Here is a 12,189-nt window from a genome sequence, read left to right on the forward strand (position 1 = left end):
CTTTCTACATAGCTTCTAACTCCTGATAAATTTCTTCAGGAACATTACATTTTAACGATCTATTTAATTGCTTATTTTTGATTGTTTTATTTATACATTCTTTATTTTTACAAATATAAGCACCTCTACCATTTAATTTGCCGCTGGTATCTATATTTATTTCACCTGTTTTATTTTTTACGACTTTAATCAGTTGATCTTTAGTTTTATGTTCATTACAAGCTATACATTTTCTTAATTTAAAATTACTCATTTTCTTTGTCTTCGTCTTCTTTTAAATCAGAATCAACTATTTCTGATTCATTAGAATCATTATCCAATTCTATTTCTTGTTTTTCTTCTAATATAGTTGATTCATTTTCTAATAGTTTCTTTTCTAATTCAGGCAATACTTCATCTTTAACAGAATCACCTTTAATATCTATCTTCCAATTTGTTAGTTTAGCTGCTAGTCTAACATTTTGCCCTTCTTTACCAATCGCTAGAGAAAGTTGATCGTCTGGAACGAAAGCAACAGCTTCTTTGTTTTCTTCATCAATGAAGATATCTGAAACTTCTGCTGGTGATAAAGAGTTTGATAGATAAACTTTATTATCTTTACTCCATATTATAATATCTATTTTTTCGTTATTTATCTCTTCAACTATTGAATTTACTCTACTACCTTTTACTCCAACTGCAGCTCCAACAGGATCAATATTTGGATCATTTGCATGTACAGCAATTTTGGTTCTAAATCCTGCCTCTCTAGAAATTGAAATGATGTCAACTATACCAGAACTTATCTCTGGTACTTCTAGTTCAAATAGTCTAGTAACTAAATCTGGATCTTTTCTTGAAAGTATTATTTGAGCTCCTTTTGTTGTCTCTTTAACATCTTTAACATATACTTTAATCCTATCTCCAGGACTAAATTCTTCACCAGGGACCCTTTCTCTTTCAGGTATTACTCCTTCTGATTTACCAAGATCTACATAAATATTATTGAAATCAATTCTTTGCACGGTTCCATTAATTAATTCATGCTTTTTATCAATATAACTATCATAGACTACTTTTCTTTCGAAATCTCTAATTTGTTGAATTACAATATTTTTAGCTTTTTGTGCAGCAACTCTTAAGAATGATTTAGGCATTACTTTAATTTTTACTGTTTTCCCAACTTTAGCTCTTTTAGAATGAACCAAAGCTTCATCTAATGCTATTTGATAATCTGGGTTTTCAACATCATCTTTAGTTTCAACTACTTCTTTTAATGCATAAACTTTTGTATCCCCTGTTTCAGGATTTATAGATATTTCTGCATTATTTGCTTTGTAATTTTCTTCATAGCTTTTTTGTAAAGCTTTTTCTAACGCTTGTAAAATTTCTTCCTTTTTTATTCCTTTTTCCTTTTCAATTTCATCAAGCGCTCTAATAAAATCTTTATTCATAACTCCCTCTAAAATCTTATTACAATTTTTATTATGCTTATGTCTTTCCTATTAAAACTTTTTTCTATTCCATCATCTAGTTCGATTACAATATTTTCTTTATCATATGAAACTAAATAACCTTGATATTCCTTTAATCCATCAATCTTTTTATACAAATGAACACTTATTTCATTACCAAGGTTTCTTCTTAAATCATCATCTGTCTTTAAAGGTCTATTTAAATCTGGTGATGAAACCTCTAGGTAATAACTTGTATCTATTGGGTCTATTTCATCTAGTCTAGTATCTAAATATCTCGACACTATTTCAGTATCATCTAAAGATACGCCATCTTCTTTATATATATAAAATCTAAGTCTGTTTTCTCCATCTTCAAAAACAAATTCAAGATCAATAAGTTCATATCCTAATTGCTCAATTTCTGGTTCTAATTGATTTTTTAGATTTTCAAGAAGCTTATTTTGCATCTGTACTCCTTTAATAAATAAAGAGTGGGCTTAACCCACTCTCTAGTAACTTCTATCATTGTAATTATATCAATTTAGCGCAATATAGTCAAATTATATAGAAAAGAAATCAATCTGATTTGTATCTTGCAAACTATCTAATATATTTGTTTGTTCTAAATATTCTAAAGCTTTTTTGCCTATTTTTGCTCTTTTAGCAAAATCTTCTTTAGATATAAATTCACCTTCTTTTCTAGCATGATCTATTTTAAATGCCATTGACTCAGATACTGTTGGTAATGCTGTAAGCGGAGGTCTAATCAAACCTTTTTCAACCACTACAAAGTTTACAGGATCAGATTTATATAAATCAACGTCTGCAAATTTTATATCTCTAGCATACATTTCTTCAGCTAATTCGTATAAATATATTTTAGATATATCTTCATTATTTTCTTTATCATTTTTAATGGTATCTAATAATAAAGTTAAATAATTTAATCCTTTAGAAATATGTTCATATTTAAAGTCAGAAACCGAATTTGTAAATACTACTGCATAAAAATATTCTGGTAAATGAACCTTAAAATATGCAAGTCTATAACTCATCATTACATACGCAACAGCATGTGCTTTAGGAAACATGTATTTTATTTTTAAACATGAATCAATATACCAATCAGGAACATTATTTTTTTTCATTTCACTTATTTGGTCTTCTTTAAGGCCTTTACCTTTTCTAACCTGCTCCATAATGTCAAATGAAAGTTTTTTATCTAAACCTTTATCTATAAGATAATTCATGATATCATCCCTGGTACAAATTGCTCCCTTTAGATCAGTTGTTCCACTCCTAACTAATTCTTGAGCATTACCTAGCCATACATCGGTACCATGTGATAGACCAGATATTCTTATAAGCTCTTCAAATGTCGTAGGTTTAGTATCATCAAGCATTCCTCTAACAAAAGATGTGCCAAATTCTGGTATTCCTAAAGATCCATTGTTTTTATTTGAATAATCATGTTTTATATTTAGACTTTCTGTTGATGAAAATATGCTCATAGTATCTTTATCACTTAAATCTATTTTGGCAGCATCAACTCCACTCATGTCTGTAAGTAATCTAATCATTGTAGGAACATTGTGTCCTAATAAATCAAGTTTAAGAAGATTACTATCAATTGCATGATAATCAAAATGTGTAGTAATAATACCAATTGAAGCATCGTCTGCAGGATATTGGACAGGTGTAAAATCTTCAATATCTTTATCTTCAGGTACAATTATTAGGCCTCCAGGATGTTGACCAGAGCTTCTTTTAACACCAACTATCATTCTTTTAACTCTATTCATAGAGGCATTATCAGTCTTTATAGTTGTGTCATCCGGGTAGAATTCCTTAAATTTTCTTGCCATACCATAAGCGATATTATCTTGTATAGTTCCAAGCGTTCCTGCCTTGAAAACTTTATTTTTACCAAATAAGGTTTCGGTATATCTATGAATTCTTGATTGATATATAGATGCAAAATTTAAATCTATATCTGGTTCTTTATTACCACTAAATCCTAGAAAAGTTTCGAAAGGAATATCAAATCCATCTCTTTTCATCTCTTCATTACAATTAGGACAATTTTTTGAAGGTAAATCGATTCCAGTTGTATACTTACCATCTGTTATGAACTCACTTATATGGCACTTTTCACATATATAATGTGGTGGCAAAGGATTAACTTCTGTAATTTCTGCCATAGTTGCAGCAAAAGAAGAACCAACACTTCCTCTTGATCCAACTAAGTATCCATCTTCATTAGATTTTCTTACAAGTTTTCTTGCGATTATATATAATGCAGCATAACCATTTGAAATAATAGAATTTAATTCTCTATCAAGTCTTTCTTTAACAATTTCTGGAAGCTCTTCTCCATAAATTCTCTTTGCTACTTGATAAGTTTCTTCAGTAAGTATTTTATCTGCATCTTTAATTTTAGGTGGGAATGTTCCATCAGCAATTGGAGAAATATCACTAATAAGTTCATTCAATTTATGAGTATTGTATATAACTGCATTTTCTCTATCTTCTAGGTCAAGATATTCAAAATTATCAAGCATTTCTCTAGTGTTTTTTAAGTAGAAAGCACCAGAATTTTCTAAACCTCTTTTTCTTGGATAATTTTTTAATATATTTCTGTAAGGATAATCTTTTTTATCTAAATAATATACATCTCCAATAGCAATAAATAATTTATCTTGTTTTTTAGCTAGTTCAACTAACTTTTTATTAATTTCTTCTAAATGTTTTTCATCCTTTATATATCCCCTATTTATTAGATGAGTAGAAAAATCATTTGGAACGATGGTTACAAAATCAAAATTACTTAGTTCGTTTAACAAAACTTCATCGCTGTATTTTAGAGATACCAATTTAAATAGTTTTGATTTATAATTTCCTGTTCCAATTAGAAGTCCTTCTCTGCATTCTTTCAATATATTAAACGGTATGCCCGGCTCTCTATAATAATATTCAAGATTAGATTTTGAAACTATTGTATATAGATTTTTAAGTGCATTTTTATCCTTTGCATACATAATATTTTGAAAATTCATATTATGAGAAGTAGGCATCGTAGTTTTAATTTTATTTATTTCATTATTGAATTCAAATCCTAAATCTTTAATTTGTTCAATCATTTTTATAAATATTTCACCTGTAGCCATAGCGTCATCAAGAGCTCTATGATGATTTTGAAGAGATACTTGATATTTAGCAGCAAGTGTTCCAAGTTTATGATTAGTGAATTCCGGATTGATTGCTCTTGAAATATATAATGTGTCGACATAAACAGGTTTATAATCTATACCCAATTCATTTGATTTTTGAATTATAAATCCTAGGTCAAATTCAGCGTTTTGTGCTACTAATACACAATTACCACAAAACTCTAAAAATTCTGGTAATATTTCATGTATTTCTTTTTCATTTATCACCATATCATTAGTTATTCCTGTTAATTCAGTAGTAAAGTTTGATAATGGTTCTTTAGGATTTACAAAAGTTTGATATTTATCAATTATTTTTCCATTCCTTATTTTAACTGCACCTATTTCAATGATTTTATCAGTGAAATTTGAAAGGCCTGTAGTCTCAATATCAAATACTACAAAATCTTTATCAGTTATATCTTCATTTTTATAATTAGTTAATAAACTAGGATAATCTTCATAAATATTTGTTTGTAAACCTAAATTTAATTTAATAGAGTTTTTCTTAGCAGCTTTATAAATTTCAGGATAGGATTGAACATTGAACAAATCTGTAATGCCAACAGAAGTATGCCCAAAAGATTTCAGCCTTTTGAATAGTTTATTTATATCTACAATAGATTCAAGTTGTGTATATTTTGAATGTATGTTAAATTCAATTCGTTTGTTATCTTCTAGGTCAACTTTTTCAGGTAAAATAATTTCTTCTATTGAAGATACATTTATAAGATTTGTTTTAGCATATTCATCGTATTTATATACACCTGAAACAACGACTCCCATATCTTCTTTGAAATTATCTTTAAAATAATCTAATTTATCGTTTTTAACATATACTTTGCAAGATACAGCATTTGATCCATTATCTAAATCAAAGCTTACAAAAGCACCATTTTTAATTACGAAATAGCTAAGTTCATAAACCTGCCCTTTTATTGCAATTTTATCTGTATCTTCTTCTAAATCTTCTATATCTGTAAATGTTTTAGGAGCGGATTTTATAAAACCAAATTTAAAATTTCCGGTGTCTGCATCAATACTATTATTTAGATTTTTGTTTTCATTTTTTTTACTTAATTCTTCAGCTTTTTTTATTTCATTATTTAATTCAATCTCTTTTTGTTTTTGAATTTCATCAAAATCTATATCATTTATTTTATGATTTTTTTTGAGTTCAATAGAATATTCTAGCTTCTTCATTTTACTCATAAATGATTGAAATGTAGAATTATCAATATAATATTCTTTTTCCTTTTCATCATTAAAAAGAACTGTACAGAGATTTTCTTTAGTCTCACATTCTAAATTTGGATAAATATTATTAAAATATTCCAAAATATTATCAAGATATGTTATATTAAATGATAAATTCAAACCATATCCACCAAGTTTTTCATTAAAAAAAATATCGATTAAAGATTCATCAATTATATTTCTAGATAAAAAACTTATTTCTAATTCATTTTCCATTTTAAAAAACGAAACTTCATCTAAAATAAGTTTCGTTTTATACTTTTCATTGAATTCATTTAGTATATTACTAAAATTCATTTAATTCCCCCTAAAACAAATTAATAAGATCCTTTATTGAAACTATAGCTATTAAACTCAAAAGTAAAATAAATCCGATAATAGTAATAGTTTGTTCGAACTTTTTATTAATTGGTTTTCCAATAATCATTTCTATAAGTGTAAACACCAGTTTAGATCCATCTAAAGCAGGTATCGGTAGTAAATTGAAAAAGCCAAGATTTATTGAAATAAATGCACTGAATAACATAAAAGATGCAAATCCCATATCTAATGTCTGTCCAACTTGTTTTACTACACCTATTGGACCTGAAAGTTGATTAAGTCCGAATAAACCTGTAAATAAACCTTTTAGCCCTTGCCATATTGATCCAATTATAAAAAACACCATATTCCATGCATAAAGTAAATTACTTGAGAAACTGTTTATAATTTTTGGTGTTATACCAATTATTTTACCGTTTTGGGACTCAATAGGAGTTAATTTAAAATCTAATATATCTCCATCTCTATCTATTTTTATAGAAATTTCACCATTTGATTCATTAATATATTGATTAACTTGATTAAATAAATGAACATTTTTATTGTCAATACTTAATATTTTATCTCCTGAGATTATACCAGATTCTGCTATTGGCATATCAGAGCTTACAGTATCTATAGTAGTGGATGCGTGTCCTTGAAAAGATGCTATTAAAAATATTATTATAAATGCATATAATAAATTAACAAATGGTCCTGCAAATACAGTCAAAAATCTTCTGATAGGTGCTGAGTTTTCAAAAGCTCTTGGGTCATCTGAAGAAGAATCTTCTCCTTCCATGCTAACATATCCCCCTATAGGGAGAGCTCTTAAAGAATATTTTGTTTCACCTTTTTGTTTACTAAAAATATTTGGCCCCATGCCAATTGAAAATTCATTAACTTTTATATCTGATAGTTTCGCTCCTAAAAAATGTCCACCTTCATGGATTGTAATAAGAAACAGAAACATCAATAAACCTGCTATTATACCTATCATAAAACAAACCTCATTAAATAATCTAATAAATAAATTAATGGAGCAATTAATAGTAGAGAATCAAATCTATCCATTATTCCACCATGTGCTTTTAAAATATTAGAATAATCTTTTATACCTATATCTCGTTTAATATGCGATGCAAATAAATCACCTATTTGTGAAATTGCTGAAACCATAATAGAAAATATATAAATTAATATGCTATGTTCAATTTTAAATACATTTACAAATAATATTGTAAATAAAACTGAACCAATAATACCGCCAATTGCTCCTTCAATAGTTTTTTTGGGACTTAGTCTTTCAATTAATTTATGTTTTCCAAACAATATACCGGAAAAATATGCAAATGTATCAGTTACTGAACTGATTAGAAATGAGAACAATACCCATCTCATATCATGGATTAATCCCAATAAAATGTAAGGAAATGTAATGTAGCAAAACATGAATATATTTGAAAGTAAAGATTGAAACTTCATATCTTTTTTTAATACATATAATACAAATAAGAGTATAAAATAAATAGCTATACTTACAAATAATAAACTTACATCAATATAATTTGCTGACAGTATAAATATTATATTAAAGCTTATCGCAATATTTAATAAGCTTTCAAAGCCTATTTTTTTTAATGCATTGTCCATTTCTAAAATAGACAATACGGATAAAACAGTAATACCTAATAACAATATATACTTATTAATTAATGAAATAAAAAGAATAAATAAGAATATAAATATTCCTGTAATTACTCTTTTATGTAAATCACTCATTTAACCCACCATATCTACGATCTCTTTTTAAAAATTCTACAATACAATCTTTTAATATATCTTTGTTAAAGTCTGGCCATAATGTATCTATAAATAAAAGTTCTGCATAAGCAAGTTGATATAGCATAAAGTTTGAAAGTCTTTGATCTCCACCAGTTCGAATCAATAAGTCTATATCAGGTAAACCTTTTGTATCAAGATATTTAGAAATAGTATTTTCATCCATCTCTTCAATAAATATCTTATTATTTTGAACATCATCGATAATTTTTTTTGAAGCTCTTAACAATTCATCCTTAGCTCCATAATTTATGCCTATATTTATAATAAGACCAGTATTATTTTTTGTTTTATTCATTGCATGATTTATAGCAGTTTGATTTACTATATTTAATTTTGAAATATCCCCCATTATTACAATTTTTGCATTATTTTCATGAAGTCTATCCAAATATTCTGTAATGAATTTATTTAACAAATCAAAGATAGCTTTGACCTCTGAAATTGGTCTTTTCCAATTTTCAGTAGAAAAAGCATATAGACTGATTACTTCGACTCCAAAATCGCTACAAGCTTCTGCAATCTCTACAACTCTAAGTGCTCCTTCTTTGTGACCTTCTGTTCTCTTTAGATCACGTTTTTGGGCCCATCTGCCATTACCATCCATAATCATAGCTATGTGTTTTAATGAGTATTCTTGTATGAATTTTTTAATCTGTTTATCTTCCATATGCTTTACCAAATTATACTGTTAATAATTCTTCTTCTTTTTGTTTAGTTATATCTTCTATTTTCTTTATGAATTCATCTGTTAAATCATCAATTTCTGATTCATATATCTTCTTTTCATCTTCTGAAATTTCTTTATTCTTTTCAGCTTTCTTTACAGCATCCATAAGATCTCTTCGAATATTTCTAACTCCAATTTTTGAATTTTCAGACTTTTGTTTTACTTCTTTAACAAGATTTTTTCTTGTATCTTCTGTTAATTCTGGAAATGGTAATCTAATTACTTTACCATCATTTGATGGTGTAATTCCAATATTTGAAGCTAATATAGCCTTTTCAATACTTTTAATTTGTGATGCATCCCAAGGTTGAATAACTAATAATCTTGCCTCTGGGACAGTAATAGTAGCTGCATTTCTAATAGGTGTTTCTACTCCGTAATAATCAAAATTTATATTTTCAACAATTGATGGATTAGCTCTACCAGCTCTTATATTATTTAGAGCTTCTTTGTAACCATTAATATGTGATTCTAAATTTTTTTTATTATCAGAAATTAATTTATCTATCATATTATTGACCTCCTACATAAGTACCAATTTTTTCGCCTTTTACAACTCTAACTAAATTATATGGATCATCTATACCAAATACTACAAGTGGCATGTTGTTGGATTGACATAAAGATACAGCTGAAGAATCCATGACTTGTAAATTATTTGATAAAATCTCTCTATAAGATAGTTTATCATATTTTACTGCATCATTATACTTATTTGGATCTTTATCATAGATTGCATCTGTACCTGTTTTCCCTAACAATATCGCAGAAGCACCGATTTCAAGCGCTCTTAACGCTGCCGTTGTATCTGTTGAGAAATAAGGATGACCTGTACCAGCTGCAAAGATTACAATTCTTTTCTTTTCTAAATGTCTTATTGCTTTACGAACTATAAAAGGTTCTGCAACTTCATTCATTTGAATAGCAGTTTGAACTCTAGTTTCAAGACCTAAAGATTCTAGAGCAGATTGTACTCTTAAAGCGTTCATAACTGTACCTAACATACCTATATTATCTGAAACAGTTCTATCCATATCTTCTGTATTGCGGCCTCTCCAGAAGTTTCCACCACCTACCACAATACCTATCTCTACTCCAAGTTCATGAACTTCTTTTAATGTTTTAGCAATTTCATTAATGGCCTCATCGTCCATACCAAAGCCTTTTCCTGCAGCTAAAGCTTCTCCGCTTAGTTTAATTAATACTCTTTTATTAATATACATATAAATCTCCATATTTTAAAAGAGAACATAAAAATGTTCTCTTTATTGTAAGTGTAATAGATTATTGACCCTTCATTTGGCTTGCAACTTCTGCTGCGAAATCTTCTTCTTTCTTTTCGATTCCTTCACCAACTACGAATCTCTTGTATTCTAATACTTCAATTGTTCCACCTAATTTTTCTGATTCTTGAGCAATTGCTTCTTCAACAGAAACTTCAGGATTTAATACAAATGGTTGTTCATAAAGAGCATATTGAGAATCTATTTGTGTATTATCTTCGATAAATCTAGCAATTTTACCAGGAATAATTTTATCTAAAATTTGTTCTGGTTTACCTTCTGCTAATAATTCTTTCTTAATTTCAGCTTCTTTTTCAGCTAACACTTCATCTGTAATTTGTAATCTTGAACCAAATTCAGGAATTGTCTTTAATGGTTTTCCTAAAATTTCATTTTCTTCATTTAAAACTTTTAATTGACCTTTTAATGCTGATAATTCACTTTCAACAAATTCGTGTGTGAATTCTTTATATGAAATATATTCTGGTCCTAATGCAGATACGTGCATTGTAATTTGTTGAATTAATTTTTCTGCACCTTTTTCTGTAGCTTCACTATCAAATTTAGCTTTTAATACAACACCATTTTTATTATTGAAGTGCATATATCCATAAATATATTCATTTTCATTTGCTATATAATTTACAACTCTTCTAACAACGATATTTTCACCGATTTTAGCAATTTGTTCTTTAATGAAATCTTCAAAATTTTGACCATCAATTGTTGATTTATTTAATTCTTCAATTGTGTCAATTTGATTTTCATAAACATGATTTAATATTTTATCAGATAATTCAATAAATCCTTCGTTTTTAGCTACAAAGTCAGTTTGTGTATTAATTTCAAGTAAAGTACCTTTTTTATGATCGTCAGAAACTTTTAATTTCATGATACCTTCGGCTGCTACTTTACTAGCTTTTTTAACAGCTTTAGCTTCTCCTCTTTCTCTTAAAAGTTCAATCGCTTTATCAATATCGCCATTTGTTTCAACTAATGCATTTTTTGCATCCATCATACCAGCACCAGTCATATCTCTTAATTCTTTTACTTGTTTTGCTGAAATTGACATATGTCCTCCTAATTATATATATTTATTTGTTTACATATATTTATAGGAAGTAGTTAAACTACTTCCTATTCATTTATAATTATTTTATTCTTCGTCAGAAACTTCTTCAGATTCTTCAGCTACTTCTTCTTCACTGATAACTTCTTCATCTTCTACTTTTTCTTCAGTTTCATTAGATACTTCAAACTCTTCTTCATAAGATAATGATTCTCCTTGTTTACCTTCGATGATTGCATCAGCCATAGCTGCAGTAATTAATTTTACAGCTCTAATTGCGTCATCATTACCAGGGATTGGATAATCTACATCGTCTGGATCTGTATTTGTATCAACTATACCAACTATTGGAATACCTAATCTTCTAGCTTCTCTTACAGCGATATATTCGTTTTTAGGATCAACTACAAACATTAAATCTGGTATACCTGGCATATCTTTAATACCACTTAAATATTTGTTTAATTTTTCTAGTTCTCTTTCTAAACCTATAACTTCTTTTTTTGGTAGTAAATCAAAAGTTCCATCTTCTGACATTCTTTCGATTTCTTCTAATCTATTAATTGACTTTTTGATTGTTTCATAGTTAGTTAACATACCACCTAACCATCTTTGTGAAACATAGTATTGATCAGCTCTTTTTGCTTCAAATTCGATAGCATCTTGAGCTTGTTTCTTTGTACCTACAAATAGTATATTACCACCATCAGCAGCAACTTGTCTTACTACTTCATAAGCTTCATCTACTTTTTTAACAGTTTTTTGTAAGTCAATGATATAGATACCATTTCTTTCTGTAAAAATAAATTTTTTCATTTTAGGGTTCCATCTTCTAGTTTGGTGACCAAAATGTACCCCTGCCTCTAATAAGGACTTCATTGGAATAACTGACATATTCTCTCCTTTGTGTTTTTTATTTGCCTTCCATCACCCTTTTACTTATCTAACCTATAAAATAGGCACACAGATAAAAACAAATGATGTGATTATTTGACTTGATTAGTATATCATATGATTTATATATTTTCAAGTAATTAACTATGTTTTCAAATATTTAATTGTA

The 12,189-nt window shown here is 27.9% G+C and carries 11 protein-coding genes; all 11 read right to left on the bottom strand.

The window, feature by feature from the left end; genetic code table 11:
• Positions 1-4: 4 nt before the first annotated feature.
• On the bottom strand, positions 5-253 hold the full coding sequence (gene rnpM, locus G534_RS0100175) for an RNase P modulator RnpM (protein WP_027347317.1): 249 nt from the start codon (positions 251-253) through the stop codon (positions 5-7).
• Complete coding sequence (nusA, locus tag G534_RS0100180) at positions 246-1,433, bottom strand: transcription termination factor NusA (protein ID WP_027347318.1); 1,188 nt, start codon at positions 1,431-1,433, stop codon at positions 246-248. Before nusA ends, rnpM begins: the two co-directional genes overlap by 8 nt.
• A gap of 8 nt (positions 1,434-1,441) precedes the next feature.
• Entirely contained in the window at positions 1,442-1,903 is a 462-nt protein-coding gene (locus G534_RS0100185; RefSeq protein ID WP_027347319.1) for a ribosome maturation factor RimP, read from the bottom strand.
• A 93-nt stretch (positions 1,904-1,996) separates the two neighbouring features.
• Positions 1,997-6,199 carry a PolC-type DNA polymerase III gene (locus G534_RS0100190; RefSeq protein WP_027347320.1) on the bottom strand — a complete coding sequence of 1,401 codons (4,203 nt, stop codon included), beginning with the start codon at positions 6,197-6,199 and terminating at the stop codon, positions 1,997-1,999.
• A gap of 10 nt (positions 6,200-6,209) precedes the next feature.
• Entirely contained in the window at positions 6,210-7,202 is a 993-nt protein-coding gene (gene rseP, locus G534_RS0100195) for an RIP metalloprotease RseP (RefSeq protein ID WP_027347321.1), read from the bottom strand.
• Positions 7,199-7,984: a phosphatidate cytidylyltransferase gene (locus G534_RS0100200; RefSeq protein WP_027347322.1), complete on the bottom strand. Its 786-nt coding sequence runs from the start codon at positions 7,982-7,984 to the stop codon at positions 7,199-7,201. Before G534_RS0100200 ends, rseP begins: the two co-directional genes overlap by 4 nt.
• On the bottom strand, positions 7,977-8,714 hold the full coding sequence (locus tag G534_RS0100205) for an isoprenyl transferase (protein WP_027347323.1): 738 nt from the start codon (positions 8,712-8,714) through the stop codon (positions 7,977-7,979). The genes G534_RS0100200 and G534_RS0100205 overlap by 8 nt, the downstream gene beginning before the upstream one ends.
• 13 nt (positions 8,715-8,727) lie before the next feature.
• Complete coding sequence (frr, locus tag G534_RS0100210; RefSeq protein WP_027347324.1) at positions 8,728-9,285, bottom strand: ribosome recycling factor; 558 nt, start codon at positions 9,283-9,285, stop codon at positions 8,728-8,730.
• A gap of 1 nt (position 9,286) precedes the next feature.
• The gene (pyrH, locus tag G534_RS0100215; protein WP_027347325.1) at positions 9,287-9,997 is read right to left on the bottom strand and encodes a UMP kinase; all 711 of its coding nucleotides are present in this window, start codon (positions 9,995-9,997) and stop codon (positions 9,287-9,289) included.
• 61 nt (positions 9,998-10,058) lie between these two features.
• Positions 10,059-11,129 carry a translation elongation factor Ts gene (gene tsf, locus G534_RS0100220; protein ID WP_027347326.1) on the bottom strand — a complete coding sequence of 357 codons (1,071 nt, stop codon included), beginning with the start codon at positions 11,127-11,129 and terminating at the stop codon, positions 10,059-10,061.
• Positions 11,130-11,213: 84 nt separating this feature from the next.
• The gene (rpsB, locus tag G534_RS0100225) at positions 11,214-12,020 is read right to left on the bottom strand and encodes a 30S ribosomal protein S2 (protein WP_027347327.1); all 807 of its coding nucleotides are present in this window, start codon (positions 12,018-12,020) and stop codon (positions 11,214-11,216) included.
• Positions 12,021-12,189: the final 169 nt, after the last annotated feature.

The sequence above is a fragment of the Helcococcus sueciensis DSM 17243 genome, from assembly GCF_000423145.1.
In the GTDB taxonomy this organism is placed as follows: domain Bacteria; phylum Bacillota; class Clostridia; order Tissierellales; family Peptoniphilaceae; genus Helcococcus; species Helcococcus sueciensis.

Excerpts from the sequence above, each read along its gene's own strand:
- rnpM (WP_027347317.1), bottom strand. The coding sequence starts at position 253 with ATGAGTAATTTTAAATTAAGAAAATGTATAGCTTGTAATGAACATAAA.
- nusA (WP_027347318.1), bottom strand. The coding sequence starts at position 1,433 with ATGAATAAAGATTTTATTAGAGCGCTTGATGAAATTGAAAAGGAAAAA.
- G534_RS0100185 (WP_027347319.1), bottom strand. The coding sequence starts at position 1,903 with ATGCAAAATAAGCTTCTTGAAAATCTAAAAAATCAATTAGAACCAGAA.
- G534_RS0100190 (WP_027347320.1), bottom strand. The coding sequence starts at position 6,199 with ATGAATTTTAGTAATATACTAAATGAATTCAATGAAAAGTATAAAACG.
- rseP (WP_027347321.1), bottom strand. The coding sequence starts at position 7,202 with ATGATAGGTATAATAGCAGGTTTATTGATGTTTCTGTTTCTTATTACA.
- G534_RS0100200 (WP_027347322.1), bottom strand. The coding sequence starts at position 7,984 with ATGAGTGATTTACATAAAAGAGTAATTACAGGAATATTTATATTCTTA.
- G534_RS0100205 (WP_027347323.1), bottom strand. The coding sequence starts at position 8,714 with ATGGAAGATAAACAGATTAAAAAATTCATACAAGAATACTCATTAAAA.
- frr (WP_027347324.1), bottom strand. The coding sequence starts at position 9,285 with ATGATAGATAAATTAATTTCTGATAATAAAAAAAATTTAGAATCACAT.
- pyrH (WP_027347325.1), bottom strand. The coding sequence starts at position 9,997 with ATGTATATTAATAAAAGAGTATTAATTAAACTAAGCGGAGAAGCTTTA.
- tsf (WP_027347326.1), bottom strand. The coding sequence starts at position 11,129 with ATGTCAATTTCAGCAAAACAAGTAAAAGAATTAAGAGATATGACTGGT.
- rpsB (WP_027347327.1), bottom strand. The coding sequence starts at position 12,020 with ATGTCAGTTATTCCAATGAAGTCCTTATTAGAGGCAGGGGTACATTTT.